This is a genomic window from Microcella putealis, from assembly GCF_004216575.1.
Classification (GTDB): Bacteria; Actinomycetota; Actinomycetes; order Actinomycetales; family Microbacteriaceae; genus Microcella; species Microcella putealis.
This window is the reverse complement of record NZ_SGWW01000003.1, coordinates 477065-503932: the sequence shown is the minus strand read 5'-3', so window position 1 is coordinate 503932 and position 26868 is coordinate 477065. Positions and strand designations below refer to the sequence as shown.

Annotated in this window: 25 protein-coding genes; 7 read left to right on the top strand and 18 right to left on the bottom strand. The window is 68.0% G+C overall.

The genetic code is table 11. The features are described 5' to 3' along the window. Positions 1-4 precede the first annotated feature (4 nt). The 8 genes from sucC to EV141_RS09870 all read right to left on the bottom strand — a co-directional run bounded on the left by sucC (position 5) and on the right by EV141_RS09870 (position 9618). Positions 5-1168 (bottom strand): ADP-forming succinate--CoA ligase subunit beta, encoded by a 1164-nt coding sequence (sucC, locus tag EV141_RS09905; protein WP_130485768.1) that lies wholly within the window; start codon positions 1166-1168, stop codon positions 5-7. Between the two features lie 183 nt (positions 1169-1351). Beyond that, complete coding sequence (locus EV141_RS09900) at positions 1352-1774, bottom strand: ATP-binding protein (RefSeq protein ID WP_157985543.1); 423 nt, start codon at positions 1772-1774, stop codon at positions 1352-1354. Continuing rightward, positions 1767-2090 carry an STAS domain-containing protein gene (locus tag EV141_RS09895; protein ID WP_130485827.1) on the bottom strand — a complete coding sequence of 108 codons (324 nt, stop codon included), beginning with the start codon at positions 2088-2090 and terminating at the stop codon, positions 1767-1769. The genes EV141_RS09900 and EV141_RS09895 overlap by 8 nt, the downstream gene beginning before the upstream one ends. Before the next feature lie 8 nt (positions 2091-2098). After that, positions 2099-4114 (bottom strand): glycosyltransferase, encoded by a 2016-nt coding sequence (locus tag EV141_RS09890; protein ID WP_130485826.1) that lies wholly within the window; start codon positions 4112-4114, stop codon positions 2099-2101. Positions 4115-4154: 40 nt separating this feature from the next. Continuing rightward, the gene (locus EV141_RS09885; protein WP_185740099.1) at positions 4155-5738 is read right to left on the bottom strand and encodes a SpoIIE family protein phosphatase; all 1584 of its coding nucleotides are present in this window, start codon (positions 5736-5738) and stop codon (positions 4155-4157) included. Positions 5739-5763: 25 nt separating this feature from the next. Continuing rightward, the gene (locus tag EV141_RS09880) at positions 5764-6099 is read right to left on the bottom strand and encodes an STAS domain-containing protein (RefSeq protein WP_130485765.1); all 336 of its coding nucleotides are present in this window, start codon (positions 6097-6099) and stop codon (positions 5764-5766) included. A gap of 137 nt (positions 6100-6236) precedes the next feature. Beyond that, positions 6237-8600 carry an ATP-dependent helicase gene (locus EV141_RS09875; protein ID WP_130485764.1) on the bottom strand — a complete coding sequence of 788 codons (2364 nt, stop codon included), beginning with the start codon at positions 8598-8600 and terminating at the stop codon, positions 6237-6239. Positions 8601-8640: 40 nt separating this feature from the next. After that, a complete protein-coding gene (locus EV141_RS09870) occupies positions 8641-9618 on the bottom strand; it encodes a glycerophosphodiester phosphodiesterase family protein (protein ID WP_241969203.1) in 978 nt (325 codons plus the stop codon). Positions 9619-9649: 31 nt separating this feature from the next. Here EV141_RS09870 and EV141_RS09865 point away from each other — a divergent pair, with 31 nt between their 5' ends. The 3 genes from EV141_RS09865 (at position 9650) to EV141_RS09855 (ending at position 11314) form a co-directional block, all read left to right on the top strand. Next, a complete protein-coding gene (locus tag EV141_RS09865) occupies positions 9650-9913 on the top strand; it encodes a DUF4190 domain-containing protein (RefSeq protein WP_157985542.1) in 264 nt (87 codons plus the stop codon). Beyond that, entirely contained in the window at positions 9910-10407 is a 498-nt protein-coding gene (locus EV141_RS09860) for a hypothetical protein (RefSeq protein ID WP_130485761.1), read from the top strand. The genes EV141_RS09865 and EV141_RS09860 overlap by 4 nt, the downstream gene beginning before the upstream one ends. 103 nt (positions 10408-10510) lie before the next feature. After that, positions 10511-11314 (top strand): Bax inhibitor-1/YccA family protein, encoded by an 804-nt coding sequence (locus tag EV141_RS09855; protein WP_130485825.1) that lies wholly within the window; start codon positions 10511-10513, stop codon positions 11312-11314. Positions 11315-11317: 3 nt separating this feature from the next. On the opposite strand, the gene EV141_RS09850 is transcribed toward EV141_RS09855, so the two are convergent. The 8 genes from EV141_RS09850 to guaB form a co-directional block, all read right to left on the bottom strand. After that, on the bottom strand, positions 11318-11803 hold the full coding sequence (locus tag EV141_RS09850; protein ID WP_130485760.1) for a tetratricopeptide repeat protein: 486 nt from the start codon (positions 11801-11803) through the stop codon (positions 11318-11320). Next, positions 11794-13371, bottom strand: a complete 1578-nt coding sequence (guaA, locus tag EV141_RS09845) for a glutamine-hydrolyzing GMP synthase (RefSeq protein ID WP_130485759.1) — start codon at positions 13369-13371, stop codon at positions 11794-11796. Before guaA ends, EV141_RS09850 begins: the two co-directional genes overlap by 10 nt. Further along, positions 13368-13838, bottom strand: a complete 471-nt coding sequence (locus tag EV141_RS09840; protein WP_130485758.1) for a DUF3817 domain-containing protein — start codon at positions 13836-13838, stop codon at positions 13368-13370. Before EV141_RS09840 ends, guaA begins: the two co-directional genes overlap by 4 nt. A 4-nt stretch (positions 13839-13842) precedes the next feature. Further along, on the bottom strand, positions 13843-14670 hold the full coding sequence (locus tag EV141_RS09835) for an SURF1 family protein (protein ID WP_198675531.1): 828 nt from the start codon (positions 14668-14670) through the stop codon (positions 13843-13845). A gap of 88 nt (positions 14671-14758) precedes the next feature. Then, on the bottom strand, positions 14759-15877 hold the full coding sequence (locus tag EV141_RS09830) for a GuaB3 family IMP dehydrogenase-related protein (RefSeq protein WP_130485756.1): 1119 nt from the start codon (positions 15875-15877) through the stop codon (positions 14759-14761). 51 nt (positions 15878-15928) lie between these two features. Beyond that, positions 15929-16534, bottom strand: coding sequence for a GNAT family N-acetyltransferase (locus EV141_RS09825; protein WP_130485755.1), 606 nt, complete (start codon positions 16532-16534; stop codon positions 15929-15931). A gap of 209 nt (positions 16535-16743) precedes the next feature. Then, the gene (locus EV141_RS09820; RefSeq protein ID WP_130485754.1) at positions 16744-17298 is read right to left on the bottom strand and encodes a hypothetical protein; all 555 of its coding nucleotides are present in this window, start codon (positions 17296-17298) and stop codon (positions 16744-16746) included. A 717-nt stretch (positions 17299-18015) separates the two neighbouring features. Next, positions 18016-19518 carry an IMP dehydrogenase gene (guaB, locus tag EV141_RS09815; protein WP_130485753.1) on the bottom strand — a complete coding sequence of 501 codons (1503 nt, stop codon included), beginning with the start codon at positions 19516-19518 and terminating at the stop codon, positions 18016-18018. 291 nt (positions 19519-19809) lie between these two features. On the opposite strand from guaB, the gene EV141_RS09810 reads away from it, so the two are divergent. Genes EV141_RS09810 through EV141_RS09795 form a run of 4 tightly spaced genes read left to right on the top strand, consistent with a single transcriptional unit; the run spans position 19810 to position 23735 of the window. Next, the gene (locus EV141_RS09810; RefSeq protein ID WP_241969202.1) at positions 19810-21072 is read left to right on the top strand and encodes a branched-chain amino acid ABC transporter permease; all 1263 of its coding nucleotides are present in this window, start codon (positions 19810-19812) and stop codon (positions 21070-21072) included. Between the two features lie 12 nt (positions 21073-21084). Further along, positions 21085-22065 (top strand): branched-chain amino acid ABC transporter permease, encoded by a 981-nt coding sequence (locus EV141_RS09805; RefSeq protein WP_130485824.1) that lies wholly within the window; start codon positions 21085-21087, stop codon positions 22063-22065. Between the two features lie 7 nt (positions 22066-22072). Beyond that, positions 22073-22987 carry an ABC transporter ATP-binding protein gene (locus EV141_RS09800; RefSeq protein WP_130485751.1) on the top strand — a complete coding sequence of 305 codons (915 nt, stop codon included), beginning with the start codon at positions 22073-22075 and terminating at the stop codon, positions 22985-22987. Next, positions 22959-23735, top strand: a complete 777-nt coding sequence (locus EV141_RS09795) for an ABC transporter ATP-binding protein (protein WP_130485750.1) — start codon at positions 22959-22961, stop codon at positions 23733-23735. The genes EV141_RS09800 and EV141_RS09795 overlap by 29 nt, the downstream gene beginning before the upstream one ends. Before the next feature lie 207 nt (positions 23736-23942). Here EV141_RS09795 and EV141_RS09790 read toward each other — a convergent pair whose 3' ends face one another. Together EV141_RS09790 and EV141_RS09785 are read right to left on the bottom strand one after the other, a co-directional pair. Then, positions 23943-25217, bottom strand: a complete 1275-nt coding sequence (locus tag EV141_RS09790) for an ABC transporter substrate-binding protein (protein ID WP_130485749.1) — start codon at positions 25215-25217, stop codon at positions 23943-23945. 234 nt (positions 25218-25451) lie between these two features. Next, on the bottom strand, positions 25452-26756 hold the full coding sequence (locus EV141_RS09785; RefSeq protein WP_130485748.1) for an ABC transporter substrate-binding protein: 1305 nt from the start codon (positions 26754-26756) through the stop codon (positions 25452-25454). Positions 26757-26868: the final 112 nt, after the last annotated feature.

Genomic DNA, 26868 nt, shown 5'->3' with positions numbered 1-26868 from the left:
GTCCTTACTTCGCAGCCAGCTCGGCGGCCTTGTCGGCGCCTTCGTCCATGGAGCTCGCGATCGTCACGAGCGGGTGATTGGCGTCAGCAAGGATGCGGCGCCCCTCCTCGACGTTGTTGCCGTCGAGGCGCACGACGAGCGGCTTGGTGGCCGCGTCGCCGAGAATCTCGAGGGCCTTCACGATGCCGTTGGCGACTGCGTCGCACGCGGTGATGCCGCCGAAGACGTTGACGAACACGCTCTTGACCTGCGGGTCGCCGAGGATCACGTCGAGACCGGCGGCCATGACCTCGGCCGAGGCGCCGCCGCCGATGTCGAGGAAGTTGGCGGGCTTCACGCCGCCGTGGTTCTCGCCAGCGTACGCGACGACGTCAAGCGTCGACATGACGAGACCCGCACCGTTGCCGATGACGCCGACCTCGCCGTCGAGCTTCACGTAGTTGAGGTCGTGCTGCTTCGCCTTCGCCTCGAGCGGGTCGGTCGCGGCCGCGTCTTCGAGCTCGGCGTGGTGCGCCTGGCGGAAGGCGGCGTTCTCGTCGAGCGTGACCTTGCCGTCGAGCGCGATGATGTCGCCGGCGCCGGTCAGCACGAGCGGGTTCACCTCGACGAGCGTCGCGTCTTCCTTGTCGAACACCTCGTAGAGGGTGACGAACACGGGGGCGACCTTCTCGATCAGCTCGTCAGGGAACTTCGCGGCCACGGCGATCTCGCGCGCCTTGTCGAGGTCGATGCCGGCGATCGGGTCAACCTCAACGCGGGCGAGGGCGTCGGGGCGCTCTTCGGCGAGCTGCTCGATCTCCATGCCGCCCTCGTAGCTGCACAGTGCCAGGTACGAGCGGTTCGCGCGGTCGAGCAGCACCGAGAAGTAGAACTCCTGGGCGATGTCGGCACCGGCGGCCACCATGACGCGGTGCACCACGTGGCCCTTGATGTCGAGGCCGAGGATGGCGTTACCCGCCGCCTCAGCGTCGTCGGGGGTCTTGGCGACCTTGACGCCGCCAGCCTTGCCGCGGCCTCCGGTCTTGACCTGGGCCTTGACGACGGTCACGCCGCCGAGCTTCTCGGCCGCGGCGCGCACCTCCGCCGGGGTGTCGGCGACGATGCCGGCCAGCACGGGAACACCGTGCTTCTCGAACATGTCGCGGGCTTGATACTCGAAAAGATCCACGCTTTTTTCATCCCATCCGCGTGCGAGTGACAGGGGGTCAGTGGCCGCGAACGCTGCCCCGAGAGATTTCTCGATGTCGAGACAAATCGGCCTATGCCAGGGTACTCCCCTTCGGTGACCACGCGATCACCGCTCCCGTTCAGCGGATGCTCGCCCCGCGCATCCGCCTCATGCGGCGGCCATTCAGGCGGTCGCCACCCGCGAACGACGTAAGCGCCACACGTTGTTGCCGTCTTCCTGCGAATACGCCACATCGTCAACCAGGGCCGTGATGAGGGCGAGGCCGCGCCCCGACTCGGCGTCGAGTTCGGGCATTTCCGCGCCCACAAGCTGAATCTCACCGGGCTCGCCGGTGTCGCGCACCGTGATGGCGATCGCCTCGTCGTCGATGACGATCGCGAACTCACAGGCGAGGCCAGCCCCATCGCTGTCGGCGTGCTGCATGACATTCGCGGCCAGCTCGATGAGGGCCGTCTCGATACTCATGCGATCGATCTCTGAGACCGTGCTTGCCTCGTGCCACACGTCCACGAGGAAGTCGTGGACGGTGTTCACGTCACCCGGCGGCGTCGTCAGCCGCACTGTGCGCGAGACTGACTCAGGCATCACCGTAGGCATTCTCGACCGTGTCATACGGCGTGAGCACGCGCTCAAGGTTGGTCAGCGAAAGCACCAACTTCACCTGGTCGTTTGCCCCGGCAATGCGCAGGTCACCGCCGGCCTGGCGGGTCGACTTCAGCCCGCTGATCAGGGCGCCGAGCCCCGACGAGTCGATGAAGTCGACGCCCGAAAGGTCGACCGCGATGCGCGAGCGGCCACTGTCGACAATCGAGTTGACCGCCTCGCGCACGGCGGGCGCGGCGACCATGTTCAGCCTCCCCGCCGGGCGCAGAACGACGACGCCTCCCGGGCCGTCGACCATCTCAATGTTCACGCGGTAACCCTCTCGTCTGACTCACTATCGGCACCGTACCCGCGGTAGCGCACCGCGTGCACGAGGACACTCAAAATGATGAGGTCGAAAACAACCCATCCGAGATTGATGGCGGTGCCGATCGGCTCACCGACACCCAGCGCGAGGCGCACGATGCCGACAATCGTGGCGATGACGAGCAGCACGGCGACGACGATCTGCGGCCACACGAGGCGCAACGGCGCCCGGCCGCTCGGGCCTGACTTGTCGGTGACGACGAAGCCCAGCGGCTTGCCGAACCAGACGTTTGCGACCGCCGAGGTGACCGAGCGAATCCAGATCGGGAACAGCGCCAGGCTGTATTGCTGGCCGCGCCAGGTTGACAGCCCACGGCTCGCCACCAGGAAGAGCAGCTGACTGATGATGAGGTACGGCAGGAAGCGCAGGAAAAACTCGAAGGCCGTCGACGAGACGGGCAGCACGCCTCCGACCAGGAAGATGATCGGAGCGGCGAAGAACGCGAGCGCGGCAAAACCGCTCAGGTAGCTCCACATCGTGGCGAAATACAGGATGCGTTGGGGCACCGAGAGCCCGCGCTGCGCCAGCGGGTTCTCGCGCAGCATGACCTGGATCGTGCCCTGCGCCCAGCGCAGACGCTGCTTCATCATCGTGCCGAGGTCTTCGGGAGCGAGCCCGTCGGCGAGCGTCTCGTGGTGGTACACACTGCCCCAGCCCATGCCGTGCAGGCGCATCGACGTCGCCATGTCTTCCGTCACCGAGATGGTGGCGAGTGGCATGAGGGGTTGCGCTTCGTCGTCGCGATCAACGTCGATTGAGCGCAGCAGTTTCTGCACCGAACTGAGAGCGCCCAGCGGGCTCAGTTCGCGCGCGGTGAGCGCGTCGACGTTGGCACCCACGTCGGTCAGCACGTCGAAGTCGGGGCCCGACTCGGTGTGCAGTTCGCCGATCGCCTCCAGGTCTTGGGCGATCAGGGCCATGTCGGCTCCGACCAGCTCCTCTGATACCCGCGTGATGGTTTGCTGCAGGCGATAGGTGACGGTGCCGAGCGACTCGCTGTGCTCACGCACGGCGCGGCGGGCCTCGAGAACGGCGATGCGGATCTCGTCGAGGGCGGCAGCGACCCGGGGATCCTTCGCCTCGGGCCGCCGACGCGCCTGGCGCAAAACGCGCGTCGCCCCGGCGAGCGCCGCCGACACGGCCTGCTCGAGTTCGACCACGTAGCGCGAGATGCCGAGCTGCATGAGCGCCTCACGACGCAGGATCGCGTTCGAGCCGCAGAAGAAGGCGGCGTTCCAGCCGTCTTTACCCTGCTGAATGGGGCCGTAGAACAGCGGAGCCTGCGAACCCAACGGGTCGTGATCCGGCACATTGACGAACTCTTGCGGAGTCTGCACGAGGGCGACGGTGCGCTTTGAGAAGTAGCCAAGCGTGCGGTCGAGAATCTGCGGCCGCGGATTCTGGTCGGCGTCGAGAATCAGCAGGAACTCGCCGTCGGTCTGCAGCAGGGCGTTGTTGAGGTTGCCCGCCTTGGCGTGCAGGGGTCGGTTCTGCCAGCCGGGCCCGCGGGTGATGTACCCGATGCCGAGCTCGTCGGCCATAGCCCGCATCTCGGCGCGGTCGCCGTCGTCGAGCACGTAGGTGCGGTGGGGGTAGCGGATGCGCGTGGCCGCTTTCGCGGTCTCGCGTACCAATTCGACGTCCTCGTTGTACGTCGTGATGAACACGTCGACCGTCAGCCCCGCGGGAGGCGTAGTCGGCGCGGGGCGCGATCGGGCCCGCCACAGCGTAAAGCCGAAGAAGAACACGTCGATGAGCGCATAGGTTTCAGCCATGACGAGCGGGATCGCGATCCACCAGGCATCGAAGTTCAGCGAGAAGCCCCAGCGCCACACGATGTAGATCGTGCCGGTCAGCAGCGTCAGGATCACGAGGATGCGGACGGCAATGAACCGCGCCGTCGCCCCTCGCTCACTGCCCGCCTGATCAACGGGCTGCGGCAGGCCGTCGATCATCGAGTCGTCGACGTCGCCGCCCGGCATTACCCGCATGTCGTCAGCCGTCACGCCTCACCACCACCACGGTCACGTCGTCGGGAGCCACCCCCCGGGCCCGCGTTCGCACGGCATCCGTCACCTCAGACGAGGTGGAGGCGAGCAACGCGAGCGCACCGATTTTGTCGAGGGCGTCGAGGGTGCCGTCGTACAGGTCGAGCAGGCCGTCGCTCGCCGTGATCAGCACGTCGCCGGGGTTCAGGGTCACGCTGCTCGACTGCCACTCGGTGTCAAGATCGACGCCGAGCGGCGGTGTCGACGAGCGCAGACGCTCAATCGTGCCGTCACGCCGGGCGACGACGGTGAGTCCGTGACCGGCGTCGACGTAGGTGAACTCTCCGGTGTCCATATCGAGACGGCCGTGCAGCAGCGTGACAAAAAGGCCCGTCGTGTCGAGGTCGGCATTCAGGGATGCGGCGGCCAGGTCGACGGCGCCCGCTACGTCACCGAAACGGGCGGCCGAGCGCAGCACGGCGCGCACGGTCGCCGCGATGATGGCCGACCCGATGCCCTTGCCCATGGTGTCGGCGAGCGTGATCGCGGCGCCCTCGCCGACCGGGTACCAGTCGTAGAAGTCGCCACCGACAGCGCGGGCCGGCAAGCACATGCCCGCAATGTCCCACCCGGGCATGCTGATGAGCGACTGCGGCAGCAGGCCCTGCTGCACCTCGGCAGCGCGGCTCAGCTCGTGGCTCGCGGTGAGCTCTTGCTGCACCCAGTCTGCGAGGTCACGCAGCATCTCCTGCTCCCGCTCGCTGAAAGTTCGGGGGCTGCCGTCGTACACGCACAGCGCGCCGATGCGCTCGCCGCCCGGAGCGTGGAGGGGGTGTCCCGCGTAAAACACCAGTTCGTCAGCGACAGCCTTGTCGCGGAGCTCGGGGTTTTCAAACAGATTGGGAACGACGAGCGTGCGTTCGTCCTCGATCGTGACGGCACAGACTGACGCGCTCCGCGGCATCTCCTCCGGGCCGTTTCCGGCCACCGATTTGGCCCACTGACGATCGCCGTCGATGAGGTTGATCATCGCCCCGTCGACACCGAACAACTGCTTCGCGAGCCGCGTCACCCGGTCGAATCGGTCTTCGGGCGGGGTGTCGAGAATGCCCATCTCCTCGAGAGCGCGCTGGCGCGCCATCTCGTCGATGATGCCGCTTATCGAGACGGAGGGCATGTGCTTCGGGGGCGCATCCGGAATACGAACTTGCTCGCGGGCGCGGACGAGAGTCCAATGATTGAAGCCATCGACGCGGCGGTGCTCGACCGTGTCGACGAGGGCCTTCATGAGCGCGATGCCCCGCCCCGACTCGGCGAGCTCGTCGGCCTCGGGCATCGTGCGACCTTCGATGTCGACCTCACCGATCTCGCCCGAGTCACTCAGGGTCGCCTCGATGCGGTCGGTGAAAGCGATGATCGTGAGCGTGGCAGTAATCGGGCGGCCGCGGTTGGCGTGCTGGATGACATTGGCGGCCAGCTCGATGATGGCCGTATCGAGCGCCATCCGGTCACGCATGTGGAGGTCGGGTACGGCCTCCCACGTCGAGTCGAGCAGGTCATGGACGGTGTCGACGGTGTCGGGTGGCGACATCAACCGCAGCGTGCGAGTGACCATCTCACCCATGCGGGTAGGCGCTCTCCACGCTGTCGAACGACTTCAACACCGTTCCCATATTGGTGAGGTCGAGCACCAGCTCGACCTGCTCGGTCGGGCGCACCAGGCGCACGTCACCGCCCGCCTCCCTGGCTGTCTTGAGCCCGGCGATCAAAGCCCCGAGGCCCGACGAGTCGAGAAAGAGCACGCCGGACAGGTCGACGGCGACCCGCGGGTGGTTGGATTCGACGGCGGTCTGAATGGCGTCGCGTACGCGGGCGGCGGTCACCATGTTGAGTCGACCCGTCACGCCGATCTCGGTCACACCGTTGCCGTGCTGCGTTGTCGAGATGTCCATGGGGGTGATCCTTCCGCGGTCGCCGTGTGCCCATTCTGTCGCTAACGACCGGAGCCATGGGACGAACCGCCCAGAACTGGGGGTTCTGTTTCGACCCGAACGACCGTCGAGCAGGGCAGAGGTGCCCGACGAGCTCGTCAGAGCTTCACGATCGGACTGATCTTGATGAGCAGTCGCTTGCGCCCCGCCGAGTCGAACTGCACTTCGGCGATCGACTTTGCCCCGTTCTGCGTCACGCCCGTGACGCGGCCCTCGCCGAAGTCGTCGTGGCGGATGCGGTCGCCGACCTCCAGCGTCAGGTCGCCGTTGTCGCGCACCGTGTTCGTCACCCGGTTTGCCCACTCGGTCTTCGGCTTACCGGGCGGCAGCGACGTGCCGTACGAGAAGGAGGGCTTCGACGAGCCGAGCTGACGCTGGCCGCTTCCACCGCGCATTCCCATGCCGGGTGAATCGCGCCAGTCGATGAGCTCGGCGGGAATCTCTTGCAGGTAACGGCTCGGGGCAGCGACCTGCGTGTCGCCGAAGGTCGAGCGCGTCATGGCGAGGCTCAGGTGCAGCTTCTTGCGGGCGCGCGTGATGCCCACGTAGAACAGGCGCCGCTCTTCGGCGGGCCCGCCCGGCTCGGAGGCGCTCATCTGGTGGGGAAGCAGATTCTCTTCGACGCCGGTGATGAAGACCGCGTCGTACTCGAGCCCCTTCGCGGTGTGCAGCGTCATGAGCGACACGGTGCCCGACGAGTCGTCGAGGTCGTCGGCCGCGGCGACGAGCGCCACCTCCGTGAGGAAGTCGACGAGCCGCCCCTCGGGGTTGTTCTTCTGAAACTCACGCGTCACCGCGACGAGCTCTTCGACGTTCTCGGCGCGCGCCTCGTCTTGCGGGTCGCGGCTGGCGCGCAGCAGCTCGAGGTACTTGGTCTTCTCGAGGATCGCGGTAACGATGTCGGGCACGAGGGCCGTCTCGATCGTCGCGCTCGCCTCGTCGAGGATGCGCGCGAGCTCGAGCATCGCACCCGTCACCTTGGGCCCGAGTTTCAGCGCGGCAGCGTCGCTCAGGGCGTCGCGCAGCGTGCCGCCGAGTTCGTCGGCGTGCATCGCGAGTGCCGTCTCGGTTGCCGGCCCGATGCCCCGCTTCGGGGTGTTCAGGATGCGCCGCACCGCGAGCGCATCTGCGGGGTTCGCGATCGCCACGAGGTACGCCATCACGTCTTTGATCTCGGCGCGCTCGTAGAACTTCGTGCCGCCCAGCACCCGGTACGGGATCGCCGAGCGGATCAGAATTTCTTCGAGCGCTCGGGTCTGCGCGTTCGTGCGGTAGAACACGGCCATCTGGTTGTACGGCATGCCGCCGTCGTGCAGGGTCGTGATCTCGTCGGCGACAAACTGCGCCTCGTCGTGCTGGCTGTAGCCGGTGAAGCCGGTGATCTTGTCGCCCGCACCGACCGCGGTGAAGAGGTTCTTGGCAATGCGGTCGAAGTTGTTAGCGATGACGGCGTTCGCCGCGTCGAGGATCGTCTGCGTCGAGCGATAGTTCTGTTCGAGCAGGATCACCTCGGCGCCCGGGAAGTCGCGTTCGAACTCGACGATGTTGCGAATGTCGGCGCCGCGGAAGGCGTAGATCGACTGGTCGGAGTCGCCCACCACCGTGAGCTTCGCGGGCGGAATCGCCCCCGTCGCATCCGTTTCAATGCGGGTGTCGGCGGGCACGTGCTCGGGCCGCACGCCGCGCGTCAGCTCGCGGATCAGCGCGTACTGGGCGTGGTTGGTGTCTTGGTATTCGTCGACGAGCACGTGGCGGAAGCGCCGCTGGTAGAGCGCCGCCACCTGCGGGAACGCCCGAAACAGGTACACCGTCTGACCGATGAGGTCGTCGAAGTCGAGCGCGTTCGCGCGCGTGAGCTCAGCCGTGTACCGCCGGAAGATCTCGAGGAACATGACCTCGGTCGGGTCGTTCTGGTTGTACTGGCGGGCAAACGCGTCGGCGTCGATGAGTTCGTTCTTGAGGCGCGAGATCTTGCCGGCGACGGCCGAAACGGTGAGCCCGAGGGTATCGGCCTGCAGTTCTTTCACGATGCGCTTGATCAGAGCGCGCGAGTCGGCCGAGTCGTAAATGGTGAACGCCTGGGTCATGCCGAACTGCTGCGCCTCGCGGCGCAGGATGCGCACGCACGCCGAGTGGAAGGTCGAGATCCACATGCCCTGCGCGGCCTCGTGACCGATCAGGTGCCCGACGCGTTCCCGCATCTCGGCGGCCGCCTTGTTCGTGAACGTGATGGCGAGAATCTGGCTCGGCCACAGCTCGCGGTCGCGCAACAGGCGGGCGATGCGGCGGGTCAGCACGCTCGTCTTGCCCGAGCCGGCACCGGCGACAATCAAGAGCGCCTCGGCCCGCGACTGCACGGCAGCGAGCTGACGCTCGTTAAGCCCGGCCAGCAGGGGGTCGGCGGCTGGCTCGGCCTGCCAGGGGTCGGGCACGGTGTCGGCGTCGGGAGGAAGCAGCGTCATGACCGCCCCAGTCTAGGTCGCCGCGCCGACACCGCTCGGGCTACGCGAGGGCCTCGCGCACCAGGTCGGGGTGGTCGGCGAAGACCCCGTCGACTCCGGTCGCGCACACCGCCGCGAACCAGGCGTGCCAGTCGCCGTGCGCCGCGGCCGAGGCGCCGAGTCGATGCCGCTCAGGCAGGAAGCGGTTCTCGGGGCGGAGGGTCCAGGTGTAGACCTCGAGCCCGCGCTGGTGCGCCCGCGTGACCAACTCGCGCGACAGGGCGGCCGTTTCGACACTCAGCCCGTGCATCCCGGCCGCCCGCAACGCGTCGAGACCCTCGTCGCTGCGTTGGGATTCCCAACTCGGCGCCCCTCGCCCGAGTGCCGCGACGAGATCGGCCGCCGCGCCCGACTTCTCGTGCAGGTACACAAAGCGGGCCCGAAGAGCGCGCTGTCGAAGGTCGTTCAGCACGCCCTGCTCGAACGACTCGACGACCAGCGGCGCCGTGCCGCCCCTCGCCCGCCAGCGGATTACCTCGCGCTCGAGCAGCCGCGCCATGTCGAATCCGGCCGCGGCGAAGTACGTCGCGTGCTTGACCTCGACCACCACGGTTACGGGGCGCGGTGCAGCGTCGATGATGCCGAGCACATCCTCGAGCCGCAACACCGGGTACCGGCCGTCGAACCGCGTCGAGGCCGGGCGCACGCGGGGAAGTCGTTCGCGTGCCCGCAGCGTCGCAAGCTCCGCCCACGTGAAGTCTTCGGTGAACCAGCCGCTCAGCTTCTGCCCGTCGACGACGCGCGTCGTGCGCCGCTCGGCGAACTCGGGGCGGTCGGCGACGTCGGTCGTGCCGCCGATCTCGTTCTCGTGCCGCACGACGAGCACCCCGTCGCGGGTGGGAACAATGTCGGGCTCGACCGCGTCAGCACCGAGGGCGATCGCCAGTTCGTAGGCGGCGCGCGTGTGTTCGGGGCGGTAACCGCTCGCCCCCCGGTGCGCAATGACGAGGGGATGCTCTGGCCGCGTTTCCTTTGGCACGTCACCGAGCGTACGCGGTAGCCTCCGAGCCATGACCGAGCAGGCGGTGACGGCACCCACCCGCCGACGCACGAACGCCCTCGCGGTCGCATCGTTCGTCCTCGCCCTCCTGCTCAGCCCCCTCGCCGTCGTCTTTGGGCACGTCGCGGCCGCGCAGATCGGACGCTCCAACGGAACCGAACGGGGTGCCGGTCTTGCCTGGACGGCCGTCGCCCTCGGCTACCTGTGGCTCGCGGGCTACATTGTCGCCGGCGCAGTGCTCTATCAGGCGTTCACGGCGCCACTCGCCCCGTGAGCACCCGCGAACTGCCCCTGCGCTGGGGCACGCAGGCCGGCCGTGTCGCCCTCGGCATAACGCTGATCATCGGCGGCCTCGTGCACCTACAGGCCGCCAGCACCACCAACCTCTGGCCGCTCGCGGTCGGCTCGTCAGCCCACGCCCTCGGCTGGCTCGTGCTGCCCGCCCGCGCGTGGCGGCGCCTGCTGCCCGTACTGCCGAGCCTCGGCACGCTGTGGCTGCTGCTCACCGGCCCCCAGTCGACGTGGACCATCGCCGTCACCTACCTCGGCTGGCTGCTCGCCCGCCGTCGCCCCTGGATCAGCCTGCTCACCGTCGGCCCCGTACTGCTCGCCGCCGTTCTTGGCGGCCTCATCTGGCAGGAGTACGACGGCATGCTCTTCGCACTCATGCTCACCGGCGCGGCAAGCATCGGATGCGCGTGGTGGGCGGCAGCGCTCGATCGCGACGTCTCCGCGCGGTCGCGCACCGCCCATCCAGCACCTGCATAGCGATAACCAGGCGTTTTGGGGCGGCCTCTCCCTAGAATGGGCGAGCCGACCGGCGACAACTCCGACTGGCCGACACCCCCTGAAAGAGGACCCCATGGCAGCGATGTCGAACCCCGCGTTCAACTCCCCCGCCTTCCAGCTCAACCAGAGCTCCGCGGCGCTCAACAAGATGAACGCCCCGAGCGCTGAGCAGCTCGACGAGCTCTACGGCCGCCCCTCGGCGACACCCGAGCAGACCGACCGCATGACGTACGAAGACACGATCCAGAAGGCCGTGGGCGCCTTCGCGATCCTCGCCGTCGGCGCCGCGATCGGCTGGTTCGTTCCGGCGCTGGCGATCCCCGCCGCGATCGTCGGCTTCGTGCTCGCGCTCGTCAACATCTTCAAGAAGAAGACCGTGCCCGCGCTCGTGCTCGCCTACTCGGCCGTGCAGGGCGTTTTTGTGGGCGGCATCTCCCAGATCTTCGAGCAGACCAACTACCAGGGCATCGCTACGCAGGCGCTGATCGGCACGGCTGCCGTCTTCATCGCGACGCTGCTGCTGTTCCGCAGCGGCAAGATTCGCGCGTCGAAGAAGGCGACGAAGATCTTCCTGATCGCGATGGTCGGGTACGCGCTGTTCGGCCTCGTCAACCTCGGCCTGATGGTCTTTGGCGTCACCGACTCCCAGTTCGGCTTGCGCGACATGACGTTCTTGGGCATGCCGCTCGGCCTGATTCTCGGTGTTCTCGTCGTCCTCCTCGCGGCGTACTCGCTGGTACTCGACTTCGACGCGGTCAAGCAGGGCGTCGAGAATGGTGCCCCCCGCACCTTCGCCTGGCGCGCCGTCTTCGGCATCGTGCTGACCGTCGTGTGGCTCTACATCGAGATCCTGCGCATCCTCGCCATCCTGCGAGGCGGCGAGTAGCGACTACTCGAGGTCGGGCAGCTCGCCGACGTACGACGCGACCGCCCGGCCATACTCCGGAAGCCGCGGGGCCAGCGCACCAAGCGCGAGCCTCGCGGCTTCCGCGTTTCTGCCGAGATCGATGAGGCACAGCGCGGCGAAGGCCGAGGCCTGGGCGCCCACGGCCGCGTCCTCGACGAGCGGCAGAAGCTGCGCGAGGCCCTCCTCGGCGCGGCTGAGATTGCGCAGGGACGACGCGAGCTGAATGACGGCGCGCTCGCGGTCGGGCGATGCGAGGCCGGCGGCGATGGCGGCCTCGTACAGCGGAACAGCATCCGCCTCGAATCCGAGCGCGTCGCGCAGCGACGCCCGCTCGAACAGGATGCGCGCCACCGGAAATCCGTCGATGATCGCGAGCAGGCGGGCATCCGCCTCCGCGAGCTCAGCGTCGTCGTCGAGCGACTCCCAGAACGCGGCTAAGCGGCGCTCACTCTCGGGATCTATTCCCACTCGATGGTGCCCGGGGGCTTCGACGTGACGTCGAGCACGACCCGGTTGACGCCCTCGACCTCGTTCGTGATGCGGTTCGAGATGCGGGCGAGCACGTCGTAGGGCAGGCGCGTCCAGTCGGCGGTCATCGCGTCTTCGCTCGAGACGGGGCGCAGCACGATCGGGTGGCCGTAGGTGCGGCCATCGCCCTGCACGCCCACCGAGCGCACGTCGGCGAGCAGCACGACCGGGCACTGCCAGATCTCGGCGTCGAGGCCTGCCGCCGTCAATTCGTGCCGCACGATCGCGTCGGCCTGGCGCAGCAGCTCGAGCCGCTCTTCCGTCACCTCGCCGATGATGCGAATGCCGAGGCCCGGGCCGGGGAACGGCTGGCGCGCCACAATCGGCTCGGGCAGGCCCAGCTCGCGGCCGATCGCGCGCACCTCGTCTTTGAACAGGGTGCGCAGCGGCTCGACGAGTTCGAACTCGAGGTCGTCGGGCAGGCCGCCCACGTTGTGGTGGCTCTTGATGTTCGCCGTGCCCGTGCCGCCGCCCGACTCGACGACGTCGGGGTACAGGGTGCCCTGCACGAGAAACTTCACGGCCTCGCCCTCGCCCTGCGCCTCGAGCACGAGCGCCTCGGCTGCGTTCTCGAAGGTGCGGATGAACTCGCGGCCGATGATCTTGCGCTTCATTTCGGGGTCGGTGACGCCCGCGAGCGCATCGAGGAACTGCTGACGCGCATCCACCGTCACGAGGCGGATGCCCGTGGCGGCCACGTAGTCCTCCTCGACCTGGCGACGCTCATCGGCCCGCAGCAGGCCGTGGTCGACGAAAACGCAGACGAGCTGGTCGCCGACCGCCTCGTGCACGATCGCCGCGGCGACCGCGCTGTCGACGCCGCCCGACAGGCCGCAGATGACGCGCGCGCTGCCCACCTGCTCGCGGATGCGCTCGACCTGCTCGGCGATGACGCTGCCGCTGTTCCAGTCGGGGGCGATGCCGGCCGCACGGTGCAAGAAGTTCTCGAGCACGCGCTGCCCGAACTCTGAGTGCTTGACCTCGGGGTGCCACTGCACGCCGTAGAGCTTCCGCTCGTCGCTCGCGAACGCGGCCACGGGCGTGTCGTCGGTGCTCGCAAGCACGTCGAAGCCCTCAGGCGCCTTCGCGACCGAGTCGCCGTGGCTCATCCACGTGACCTGGGTTTCGGGCTGCTGGGTGAGCAGGCTGCCGCCGTCACCGACGATGCGGGCGGTCGTGGCGCCGTACTCGCGGCGGCCGGTCTTCGCGACCTCGCCGCCGAGCTGCTTTGCCATCACCTGGAAGCCGTAGCAAATGCCCATGACGGGGATGCCCAATTGCAGGATGCCCGGGTCGAGATCAGGGGACCCCGGCTCATAGACGCTCGACGGTCCGCCGCTCAAGACGATCGCGGCCGGGTTCTTCGCGGCCACCTCGTCGGCGGTGATCGTGTGCGGCACGATCTCGGAATACACGCTCGCCTCGCGCACGCGGCGAGCGATCAGCTGCGCGTACTGGGCGCCGAAGTCGACAACGAGAACGGGGCGGTGGTCGGTGCCGGCGCTCACGCGACCGAGCCTTCCGCGGCGGGGCGCGCATCCTGATCGGGGGTCGTCGTTTCCTGCCGCGACTCGAGCGAGTCGATCAGCGCCTCGACCTCGCGCGGAACCTGGCGCTCGAAGAAGAACGACAAGAGCGGGACGATGCCGCCCATCGCGATCCAGAGGAACTTCCAGAACGGCCAGCGCAACAGGCGCCACAGCACGAAGTCGCAGCCGAGGTAGAGCACATACAGCCAGCCGTGCACGGCGAGCAAGAAGATCGACAGGTTGAAGCCCTGAAGGGTGTCAACCGGGGTCAGCGCGATGAAGCCGTCGGGGCCGTTCAGCTCAATGTCGCTGCCGAAGCCGTAGCGGGTGACCATCATCACCACGAGACCGAGCAGGAAGGTGCCGGTGAGCACCGAACTGACCTTGTAGACGGCGAGGGTGCGCCGAATCGACGGGATGTCTTGGGGGCTGGGGCCGAACGCCATGGTCTCAGTTTAGGGTCGCTGGCTGAGGCGCCGGTGCGGGGTCGAGCGCGGTGCCGCCGCTGCCGTCGCCACCGTCGCCACCACTCGCAGCGGCCGCGGCCGCCTCCTCGGCCTCCGCCTGCTCCTTCTCGTACTCGTCGCGCATCAGGCGCCACCAGAGGTACAGCGCGAAGCCGCCGAAGATGACCCATTCGATCGCGTAGAACACGTTCAGCAGGTTGAGCTGGCCCTCGAACTCGGGCGGCGGGGCAGGAATCGTGGCCAGACCGTCGGGCGCCTCGCTCAGCACCAGGTAGCCCGAATAGATCGGGCCGGGCTCCGGCCACACGTTGACGAGGTCGGCGACGGCGATCGCGGTGCGCTCGCCCGCCTCGAAATCTGATGTCTGGGGCGACTCGCTCGGAACGTACCGCCCCGTGAGCGACGCGGGGCCCGCATCCAGATTCGGGATGCTCGCCCCGGGTGGCAGGATTCCGATCGCGACCGCGAGGCTCGCCCCGTCAGCGGTGCGCAGGTGCCGCACGACCCAGTCCCCCTCGCGGGACCCGTCGACCTCGGTGACGGTTTGGCGACCCGTGACGACGAGGTCATCACCGGCAACCCACTGGCCGTCGACGGTCACGATGCGGCCGCTCGCCTCGGAGGTCATGACCTGCTGAGGTTCGGCCAACGCGGTCAGCGGCTCGGGGGTTTCGGTGTCGCGCTCGTCGACGATCGCCTCCTCGGTGGCGCGCTCAAGCTGCCACTGCCCCATCGCCGCGAACGCCGCGGCGATGCCGAGGGCGAGGGCGAGCAGGGCGATCCACTTGGGGCGACGCGCGAGCTTCCACACGACCCCCATTCTGCCGGGGGCGACTGTGGCGGCGCTGAAGCCGGTGCGCACGCGCGCTCTGCCGCCGGCGCCGGCGCGGGAGCTGCGCCTAGCGCGACTCGTAGGGCGCGACGACGACCTCGACCCGCTGGAACTCTTTCAAGTCGGAGTAGCCGGTCGTCGCCATCGAGCGGCGCAGCGCCCCCATGAGGTTCACCTGACCATCGGCGTGGCTCGACGGGCCGAACATGAGCTGCTCGAGCGGCGCCAGCTGGTCGACCGCGACGCGGTTGCCGCGCGGCAGTTCGGGGTGGTGCGCCTCGGCGCCCCAGTGCCAGCCGCGGCCGGGGGCGTCGGTCGCCTTGGCGAGGGCCGAGCCGAGCATGACGGCGTCGGCACCCATCGCGACGGCCTTGACGATGTCGCCGCTCGTTCCGAGGCCACCGTCGGCGATGACGTGCACGTAGCGGCCGCCCGACTCGTCCATGTAGTCGCGGCGCGCCGCGGCGACGTCGCTGACGGCCGTGGCCATCGGCGCGTGGATGCCGAGGCTCAGACGCGTGGTGCTGGCCGCACCGCCGCCAAAGCCGACGAGCACGCCAGCAGCGCCGGTGCGCATGAGGTGTAGCGCCGCGGTGTAGGTCGCGGCCCCACCCACGATGACGGGCACGTCGAGCTCGTAGATGAACTTCTTGAGGTTCAGGGGCTCGCGATCGCGGGCGACGTGCTCGGCGCTCACCGTGGTGCCGCGGATCACAAACAGATCGACACCGGCGTCGACCACGTCTTGGAAGTGCTCCTGCGTACGCTGCGGGCTGAGGGCACCGGCGACCGGCACCCCGGCCTCACGGATCTCGGCGAGCCGTTGGCGGATCAGTTCGGGCTTGATGGGCTCGGCGTAGATGCGCTGCATCTCGGCCGTCGCCGCGGCGGGGTCGAGCTGACGGATGCGGTCGAGCTCGGCGTCGGCGTCCTCGTAGCGCGTCCAGAGGCCCTCGAGGTCGAGCACGCCCAGGCCACCGAGGCGGCCGATCGTGATGGCGGTGGCGGGGCTCACGACGGAATCCATCGGGGCCGCAATGACCGGCGTATCGAAAGAGTAGGCGTCGATCGTCCAGCTGATTGACACCACTTCGGGGTCGCGGGTGCGGCGGCTCGGCACCACCGCGATGTCGTCGAAGGAATACGCCCTCCGCGCCCGCTTGGCCCGCCCGATCTCGATCTCCATCACTTGCCCAGCCTATCGGGCGGGTAAGGACTGGCGTGGGCGGCCTGGGCGTCAGTGCCGCCCCGCTCGCGCGCGAACGTAGCTGCCCCACCGCTCGTCGACCTCGAAGCCGGCGGCGCGCACGAGGGCGAGGCTGGCCGCGTTCACGGCCGCCCCGCCCGCCGTGAAGGTGCGGGCACCATCCTCCGCGAGCGTGACGATCGACAGCGCGGCGATCGCCGAGGCGACGCCGCTGCCGCGATGCGACGCCCGTACCGAGGCGAAGTCGTTGTCGACCAGATCGCCCGCCGGAGTCCAGACGATCGCGCCCACGAGCATCCCGTCGTCGATCGCGCCAAACACGCGCTTACCGTCTGCCCACAGTGCGCGGATGCTCGCGCGAGTCGGCAGCGCCTGGTGCGTCGCCGGCGTGAACGGGTAGTCGGGGTTGGTTGCCACCTCGAGCTCGTAGAGCGCAACGGCGAACGCGTCGTCGAGCTCTCGCACCCCGATGCCGCGGGCGCGCAGCGCGTCGACGCGGGCTGTGTAGCTCGAGAGATCGACGTCGGCCGGAAGGCGCAGCGTCGCACCCCAGCTCTCGCCGACCAGCCGATAACCCTGCGCCAGCAGCTCGGGCACGCGCGGGTCATCCTGCCGAAGAATCTGGGTGTCGCTCACGTGACGACGGTAGCCCGCGCGCGCCCCGCCGTCGCACGGTCATCCCCACGGCGAACCCCGCGTGCGGTGCCGCCCGCGCCGCATTCGACTCCCTGCGACTAAAGACGTGCGCCAACGACAAACACGGGCGCAGACGCGCACGGTGTTGTCGCAACCGCACGCTCCCACCCGGATGGCGCGTCGCCTGCGCACACGAGCCAATACTCGGACTAGGCGATGAGGCACACTCGTCGCAGCTTCCGTCGCAAACGATCTGGCTCCCGAAGGTCGCCCCACACGACACGAACGATCGCCCAACCGGCCTCGCGGAGTCGGTCTTCGCGCTTCTTTTCCTCGATGACGACATCCTCGACCGTCCGCTCCGGGGCCCGGAGCGCGGCACGATACTTCTTCTCGCCATCGAACTCGACGATGATTTTGCGAGCTGGCCAGCAGAAGTCGACGCGCGCAACCCACACACGCCCGTCCAACACGTCGACCTGAAGCTCGGGAGGCGGGGCGCCGAGGTGCTCAAGGGCCGCACGGGTCCACGTCTCCCCCGCCGACTCCGCGTTGCCATCGGCGAACTCCGCTACCCGGCGAACGCGTCGCGTGCCTCGCCGAATGGCGATCGCCCGGGCAACCTCCATGAAGCGTTCGCCACCGACGCCTGGACCCCGGTATCGCTCGTGACGGAGCGCCGAGTCGGCAGTAATGAGCCCGGCCACAAACGGTGTCCGCGCCGCAATTTCGGTCGCGGTTCGCAGTGGATCGGTCGTTCTCACCCACCCCAGATCCTGCACATGACGATCGTGCTGCGGGCTCGCCCACCACATGATGTTTCCCCGCCGCCGAGTACCGTCCGCGGGCGTCGTCAATGCACACACCGCATCCGGCCACTGCGCAGCCAGGTCGAGCCCGAGTACTGCTGCCGCCGATGGCCCGGCAAGCGTGAGGCGGGAACCGAGTCGCTCTGCCGCGGCGCGACAGCGCAACACGTGCCGCTCCCGACGATCGCAGTGCGCCCAGAATTCGGGTGTCGTGTAGACGCCGCGCGCAAGTCTGAGGAGGTCTCCCCGTGCGGCAGCGCGCTGCAGCGACCGTGTGTCTGCACCCGCAAGCACAGAGTCGCGAGCAACTAAGAGTCCGTCAGCGTTGAGAGCCGGATCGATGTGCATCCCGGCACGATGGCGAGCCGACCGACGTGACGCGCCGCGACCCGAGGTTCTGCGGATGCCTGCCGCGCGCGATCTGATGGGGAGGACGTGCGAAGCCGACAACCATGGGGGAATCCGCGCCCGTGGTCGTCGCATTCGCACGGCCTCAAACGCGCATTCCTCACAGAGGTTTCGTTCGCGCCCGACGTTTAAGCGGACGCGCGGGTGGACGCCGCGCAGGGACGACAGCGGGGGCTGCGCGGGCGGGCCCGCGCGGCCGCGGCGTGGCTTCGGGCGGGCGCGGCACGGCCTCCGCGACGACCGCGCGGGCGGCGCCGCGCCCCGCTAACGCCGGTAGTTCGGCGCTTCGACCACCATCTGGATGTCGTGCGGGTGCGACTCCTTCAGGCCGGCGGCCGTGATGCGTACGAACTTGCCGCGCACCTTGAGCTCGTCGACCGTCCGGGCGCCCGTGTAGAACATCGACTGCCGCAGGCCGCCGAGCAGCTGGTACACGACCGAGCCCACCGGGCCGCGGTACGGCACCTGGCCCTCGATGCCCTCAGCGATGAGCTGCTCGTCGCTCGGCACATCGGCCTGGAAGTAGCGGTCGCGCGAGTACGAGGTCTTCGTGCCACGGGTCTGCAGGGCGCCGAGCGAGCCCATGCCGCGGTACGACTTGAACTGCTTGCCGTTGACGAAGATCAGGTCGCCGGGGCTTTCGTCGGTGCCGGCGAGCAGCGAGCCGAGCATCACCGTGTCGGCACCCGCCACGAGCGCCTTCGCGATGTCGCCCGAGTACTGCAGGCCGCCGTCTGCGATGACCGGCACCCCGGCCGTGCGGGCCGCGAGTGACGCCTCGTAGACGGCCGTCACCTGCGGCACACCGACGCCCGCGACGACGCGGGTCGTGCAGATGGAGCCGGGACCGACACCGACCTTGACGGCGTCAGCGCCAGCACCCACGAGCGCCTGCGCGCCCGAGCGGGTGGCGACGTTGCCGCCGATGACGTCGATGTGGGCGAAGGCCGGGTCGCCCTTCAGGCGCGCGATGACCTCGAGCACTCCGCGGCTGTCGCCGTTCGCGGTGTCGACCACGATGACGTCGACACCCGCGTCGCGCAGCTGACCGGCGCGGTCCCACGCGTCGCCGAAGAAGCCGATGGCGGCACCCACGCGCAGGCGACCCTCGTCGTCTTTGGTGGCGTTCGGGTACTGCTCTGACTTGTCGAAGTCTTTGACCGTGATGAGGCCTTTGAGTCGGCCCGACTCGTCGACGAGGGGCAGCTTCTCAATCTTGTGCTGCGCGAACAGCGCGACGACCTCGTTCTGGCTGATGCCGACCGGGCCGGTGATGAGGGGCGTCGGCGTCATGACGTCGCGGACGAGCGTCGTCGCCGCCTCGAAGCGCGAGACGAAGCGCATGTCGCGGTTGGTGATGATGCCGACGAGCTTTCCGTCGCCCTCGACGACCGGCAGCCCCGAGACGCGGAAGCGCCCACACAGCTCGTCAACCTCGGCGACCGTCGCATCCGGCGTGGTCGTTACCGGATTGGTAATCATGCCCGATTCGCTGCGCTTGACCTTGTCGACCTGTTCGGCCTGGTCGTCGATCGAGAGGTTGCGGTGCAGCACCCCGAGCCCGCCCTGGCGGGCCATCGCGATCGCCATCCGCGACTCTGTCACGGTGTCCATCGCGGAAGAAATAAGCGGCGCAAAGACGCGGATGCGCTTCGTCAGTCGCGAAGTCGTGTCGGCTTCCGACGGAATCACGTCGGTGTGGGCCGGCAGCAGCATGACGTCGTCGTAGGTAAGGCCGACGAAGCCGAACGGGTCGGGCTGGTCCATGAGTCCCCTTGGTCGCGTGGAATGGGCCGGATGCGACGCTGGAATCCGGTACTCCAGCTTAAGCGGGTTAGGCCGGAACGTATTCCGTGGCCATAATGACTACGCGGATTCGCATTTCGTCGCGAAACACGGCGGCAACGTGTGAGTCCTATCGTCAACGCTGACGGACCGGGCCACCTGGCCCGCGGGGCTGCGCGCCTCGACCCGAAACGACCTGGAGGTTTCGTGGCACACGCTGCAACCACACCGACGAGCCGGCGATGGCCACGACTTGTCGCGACCCTGCTGGCGGTGCTGTTCGCCGCCGTCGCGCTCTTGTCTGCCTCGCCGGCACACGCAACATCGCAAGTCGGTCTCGACGACAACGAGTTCCAAGTGAGCGGAATCGTGCGACTCGACGGCGAGCCCCTCGAGGGCGTTCGCATCACCGTCGAGGGCCCCGGCCAGTCGGCCGAGGCGATCACGAACGCTGAGGGCCGATGGGCCATCGGTGTCCCCGAGCGCGAGACCTACACCGTCACCCTCGACGAGTCGACGCTGCCCGAGGGCATCGCGGTCATCGACGAGTCGGGCGAGAACCCCACCCCCAACATTCGTGAAGCGACCGTCGGCCCCAGCGGCAACGTGCCGTCGAACTTCTTTATCGGCGAGGGGCAGCGCAACACGACCAGTGTTGGCGGCCAGATCGTTGACCGCTTCTTCCTGGGCCTGAACTTCGGTCTGCTGCTCGCGCTGGTCGCGATCGGCCTCTCCCTGGTCTTCGGCACCACAGGCCTCAGCAACTTTGCGCACGCCGAGCTCGTCGCCTTCGGCGCGATCATGGTGCTGGTCTTCGGCGTGTTCCTCGAGTTCCCGCTGCCGCTCGCCATTCTGATCGCGCTAATCCTCAGCATGGCGATGGGTTGGGCGAACGACGCGGCCCTCTGGAAGCCTTTGCGCAAACGTGGCGTGGGTTTGATTCCGATGATGATCGTGTCCATCGGCCTCTCGCTCGCCGGCCGATACATCTACCAGTTCTTCATCGGCGGTGAGACGCGCCAGCTGCCGTTCGCCACGAGCACGCAGTTCTCGACCGACTTCTTCGGTCTCAGCTGGATCGACATCGCCTCGATGCTCATCTCGATCGTGGTTTTGCTCGCCGTCGCGTACTTCCTGCTGCGCACGCGCCTCGGGAAGGCGACCCGCGCCGTCAGCGACAACCCTGCGCTGGCCGCCGCATCCGGAATCGACGTCGACCGCGTGATTCGCATCGTGTGGGTCATGGCGGGCGGTCTCGCGGGCCTGGGTGGGATTCTCTGGGGCTACTTCCGCCCCGGCGTCAGCTGGGACATGGGCTTCCAAATCCTGCTGCTCACCTTCGCCGCCGTGGTGCTGGGCGGTCTCGGCACCGCGTTCGGAGCCCTCATCGGTTCGATCATCGTGGGTCTCTTCGTCGAGATGTCGACCCTGGTGATCGCCGCGGACATGAAGTACGTCGGAGCCCTCGTGGTCCTGATCGTGGTGCTGCTGTTGCGCCCGCAGGGCTTGTTGGGCCGCAAGGAACGGATCGGTTAGGGACACGCGATGATCGACTGGATTCAACTCCTCGGAAACGCGGCTCAGCAGATCCTGAGCCCCGTCACCGCCGCCTACGCCCTCGCGGCGCTTGGCCTGGCGATTCACTTCGGCTACACCGGCCTGCTGAACTTCGGCCAGGCGGGCTTCATGGCGCTCGGCGCCTACGGCTACGCCATCTCAACACTGACCTTCGGGTTCCCCTGGTGGGCGGCGATCCTTGTCGGCATCGGCGTCTCGATCATCTTCGCGCTGATTCTGGGTGTGCCCACCCTGCGACTGCGGGCTGACTATCTCGCGATCGTGACGATCGCGGCGGCAGAGATCGCGAGGTTGATGTTCACGACGAACACGTTCGTGGAGTACACCGGCTCGGCGAACGGCCTGCAGGGTTACAAGGGCTCATTTGAAGACGTCAACCCGATTCCCGCGGGCACATACGGCGTCGGACCCTTCACCTACAACGAGTACGACTGGTGGGTGCGCATCTTCGGCTGGGGCCTCGTGATTGTCGCGGCGCTCATCACGTGGCGCCTGATGAAGTCTCCGTGGGGCCGCGTCATCAAGGGCATCCGTGAAGACGAGGATGCTGTTCGCGCGTTGGGCAAGAACGTCTACTTCTACAAGATGCAGGCCCTGATTCTCGGTGGCGTTTTCGGCTCGCTCGCTGGCATGGTATTCGTGCTGCCCCGCGCGGTCGTGCCGTCGAACTTCCAGCCGACGCTGACGTTCTTCATCTACGCGATCCTGCTGCTCGGTGGTGCGGCGACGGTGCTTGGCCCGATCATCGGCGCGATCGTGTTCTGGGTGTCGCTGAGCTTCTTCTCGGGCTTCGTCGCCCGCGCGGTCGAGGTGGGCTGGTTGCCGTTCATGTCGACCGTTCAGGCTGGTCAGCTGCAGTTCATTCTCGTCGGTGTCGTGATCATGCTCTTGGTCATATTCAGGCCACAGGGCATCTTCGGAAACAAGAAGGAGCTGGCTTTTGTCAAGTAGTGACGCGATGCCCTCGAGCACGCCCCAGAAGACGACCGGCCTCCACGTCGGCGAGCCTGCTCCCGGTGTCAAGAAGGTCGACCCCATCATCGTCGCCGACCACATCAAGCGCTCGTTCGGCGGCCTCACGGCGGTCGACGTCGCGCACCTCGAGATTCCTCGCGGCGCGATCACCGCACTCATCGGGCCGAACGGCGCGGGCAAGACCACGCTGTTCAACCTGCTGACGGGCTTCGACAAGCCCGACACCGGTGACTGGGCCTTCGATGGCAAGAAGATCGCCGGCGTTCCCGCCTTCAAGGTCGCCCGCGGTGGCCAGGTGCGCACATTCCAGCTGACGAAGGCTCTTGGGCTTCTGACCGTGCTCGACAACATGAAGCTCGGCGCGAAGGGTCAGAGCGGCGAAAGCCTCGCGAAGGCGCTCTTCCCCTGGATCTGGCGGAAGGAAGAGCAGGAGATCGAAGCGCGCGCGCTCGATCTGCTGCAGCGCTTCAAGCTGGATGCCAAGAAGGACGACTACGCGGCGAGCCTGTCGGGTGGTCAGCGCAAGCTGCTTGAGATGGCGCGTGCCCTCATGAGCCAGCCGCAGCTGGTCATGCTCGACGAGCCCATGGCCGGGGTGAACCCGGCTCTGACGCAGTCACTGCTCGACCACATTCTTGACCTGAAGAAGGAGGGCATGACCGTGCTCTTCGTCGAGCACGACATGCACATGGTGCGGCACATTGCCGACTGGGTCGTGGTGATGGCTGAGGGCAAGGTGGTGGCCGAAGGCGACCCGCACGAGGTCATGAAGGACCCCGCCGTGATTGACGCCTACCTGGGCTCGCACCACGACGAAGACTTGGGCGAACTCGACCCGAGCATCACCGAAGCAGTGAAGGAGCTGGCCGATGACGACGCCGACGACGTCAAGCACTGAGGCGACCGGCGGAGCCGTCGACAACCGCAAGGTTGTCGTCCACGTCGACAACATCACCGCTGGGTATCTGCCCGGGGTCAACATCCTTACCGATTGCTCGTTGACCGCCCGCGATGGCGAGCTGATTGGCATCATCGGCCCGAACGGCGCCGGAAAGTCGACGCTGCTGAAGTCGATCTTCGGTTTGGTGAAGGTGCGCTCGGGAAAGATCTCGCTGTACGGCGACGAGATCACCAACTTCAAGGCCAACAAACTCGTGGCGAAGGGTGTTGGCTTCGTGCCGCAGACGAACAACGTCTTCCCGACGCTGACGATCGAAGAGAACCTGCAGATGGGCATCTTCTTGCGCCCGAAGGAGTTCGCGCACCGTCGTGACTTCGTGGTGAGCATTTTCCCTGAGCTTGGCAAGCGTCTCGGCCAGCGCGCCGGGTCGCTCTCGGGCGGTGAGCGTCAGATGGTGGCCATGAGCCGGGCGCTCATGATGAGCCCCGAGGTGATTCTGCTCGATGAGCCCAGCGCGGGGCTCTCGCCCGTGCGTCAGGACGAGGCGTTCCTGCGGGTGAAGGAGATCAACAAGGCGGGCGTGACGACCATCATGGTCGAGCAGAACGCGCGCCGCTGCCTGCAGATCTGCGACCGCGGCTACGTGCTCGACCAGGGCACCGACGCCTACGAGGGCACCGGCCGTGAGCTGCTCAATGACCCCAAGGTCATCGGGCTCTACCTGGGCACGCTCGGGCAGGAATAACGCCACAGGCGGCCGTACAGCGCCGCTGAAAGGGCCCGGGAGGAATCAGATCCTCCCGGGCCCTTCGCGTTGCGTCAGCCGCCCTCAGCGGGGCGAGCCGCGGCGTCGCTCTGCGCGCTGACAGCAGGCGGGCTGACAACGGGAAAGGCCCCGGGAGCGGATGCTCCCGGGGCCTTCCTCAGCCGATCAGACTGAGTGACGAGTCACTTAGTTGATGCGGGTGTAGTTGTTGTCAGCGCCGTACTGGTAGATGCCAATCGTCGCCTCCGTGGGGTCACCGTTCTCGTCGAAGGTGATGGGGCCCGAGGGGCCGTCGTAGTCGATCGCCGTACCGGCAGCAATCAGCTCAGCACACTCAGCGAAGCTGTTGCACTTCTCACCGTCGCCGGCGCCACCCGAAACCGCCTGGAGCTCGGCAGCAATCGCGGCTGCGTCAGTCGAGCCAGCCTGCAGAGCGGCGAGCGCGAGCAGGATCACAGCGTCGTACGACTCGGCTGCGTAGCTGTAGTCGGTGAGCGCAGGGTCCACCTCGAGGAGGCGGTCCTGGAAATCACCGAGCGTCGCAACATCCAGACCCGGCAGCGTGCCCTTGGCGCCCTCAATGAGGCCGTCTTCGAAGACACCGCTGAAGTCGGCGAGGTTGCCGTCGACGAGGTAGAGCTGCTCGCCCGTGAAGCCCGCGTTGACGAGGGCCGGCAGAGCGAAGTTCGCCTGGTCGAAGGTGATGACAGCGACGGCCTCGGGGTCAGCAGCGGCGAGCGCCGAGACCTGAGCGTCGACGCTCGTGTCGCCCTCATTGAAGAGCTCTTCGGCGACGACCGTGCCACCCGCGGCCTCGAACGCGCCAGAGGTGAACTCGGCAAGGCCGGTGCCGTAGGCGTCGTTCAGGACGAGCAGACCGAGGGTCGCGATGCCATCGGTGGCGATGAGATTACCGAGCACCTCACCCTGCAGAACGTCAGACGGAGCCGTACGGAAGTACAGACCGTTGTCGTCGTAGTCAGTGAAGGCGGCCGAGGTGTTGGCCGGCGAGAACTGGATGACGCCCGCGCCCGTGATCTGGTCGATCACGGTCAGCGACACGGCCGACGACGCGGCACCGATGATGGCCGAGACGTCCTGCGAGAGCAGGTCGGTCACCGAAACGGTGGCGATGTCTGTCGTGGTGTCACCCGAGTCGCGGAGGATGGCCTCAACCGAGATGCCGAGACCGGCCTCGTTGACCTCCTGGACGGCGAGGTTGACACCCGCTTCTTCCGGCGGGCCGAGGAAGGCGAGGGCACCGGACTGCGGAAGGATCGTGCCGACCTTCAGTGCCAGGTCTTCGCCGGGGGTCGTGGGGGCCGAGGTGTTGTCGTCGGTCGCGGGTTCTCCTGCTTCTGCCGCGCAGCCCGCCAGCACAAGCGCGCTAGCGGCGAGGAGGCCAGCGCCTCCGAGGACAGTGCGGAACCGCGAGCGGCGGGCCGTGGTGAAAACGCCCATGGTGCTCCTTGGGTTTCGTTCGTGCATTCAGGACACAGCAATGGATTCATTGCCGTTTGCCCAACGTACGGGGCGAAACGCTGTCACACAATACGCACGGGTTACATCCCTGTAACGGCCAGAATCGTTATCAAAGGCGGGATGCACACACGGTTTTCGCGCGGAACGACCGGTTCACGCTACGAATTCCGCATCGATCGCGACGACGATTCTGGCGTCGCCGAGCGCGCATCCCTACTCGTCGCTCGAGACACCGCCGCGCACCACGCGATTCTCCGCGGTGTACAGACCGATGACGACGCCGTCGATGTCGAGGTCGCCGTCGACGGTCATGTCGAGCGGCCCGGCGAGACCCTCGTAGTTGAGGCCCGCGTCGGGCTCATCGACGAGGAACTGCAGGCACTCGCCGTAGCTCGAGCAGGGCGCCCCCTCGCTCGCCACCTGCGGAAGACCGGCGATGAGGGATGCGCCCCCCTCGTCGGCGAGGACCGTCGCGGCGAGCGCCGCCAACAGCACTGCGTCGTAGGCCTCGGCGGCGTAGGGGTACGAGTCGAGGAAGGGATCGGCGAGCGCGAGCCGCGCCGCGAACTCGTCGTCGACCGCAGCGCCGACGACGACACCGCGCGCTCCTTCTAGCGCCCCGGCGTCGAGGCCCGCCGAGTAATCGACGGCTGCGGCACTGCCGAGGAAGAGGGCGTCGGGAGCGAGACCAGCGTCGAGAAGGGTGCTGAGCATCCCGCCGGTGAGCGCGGCAACCGCAGCGCTCGTCGCGACGATCACGGCGTCGGCCTCAGCGGCATCGGCCAGGCCGGCCGGCGCACTCGTGCCCGCGACGGTGATGACGGTGGCGGGCTCGAGCCCGGCGTCGGCAAGCGCCGCGTCGACCCCGGCGGTCATGTCGGCCCCGTACGGGTCGTCGCTGGCGACGACGGCGACCGTTTCGGCGCCGGCGGCGACGGCGGTGGCCGCGAGGGCGCGACCCTGCACGGCGTCACCCGGCACCACGCGGGCGAAGAGCCCGGCCGCGTCGGCGGCGCGCTCGGCTGAACCGGTCGCGCCGGTCGACACCAGCGCAACGCCGGCCTCGGCCAGCAGGGGCAGCGCCTGTTCGACGAGCGGGCCGGTGTTCGGGCCGATGACGACGTCGACGCCGCGCGCGACGAGGTCGGCAACCGCGGCGGCCAGCTGGTCGCCGGGCTCGGCGCCTGAGTCACGGTGCACGACGGTCACCGGCTGCTCGAGCACGCCTCCCGCCTCGTTAAGTTCCCGCACGGCCGTCTCAACGGCCGCAATTTGCGCGGCGGCCACACCGGCCGTGTCACCAGCCGTCGGCAGCAGCGTGCCGACGACCAGCACGCCGTCACCGCTCGGCGCCGCGGTGCGGAACGGCGTCGGCGACGGTTCGGGCGAGGCGGTCGGCGTCGGCATGGGCTCCGGCTCACCGGTGCAGCCGGCCAACACGAGGGCCGCCGCGACAAGGGCGGCGGGCACGGCGCGCGCACGCGTCATGACGGGTCGAGCGGGGGCGGTGCGGCGCATCGGGGTCCTTCCGTGAACGTGTCAGCGCCGGAAGACTACCCGCGCGACCGCGGGCAGCGGCCATCCCGCGCGGGGCGCCCCGCGCATCCCGCCACAGGTTCGGGCGCCCGCC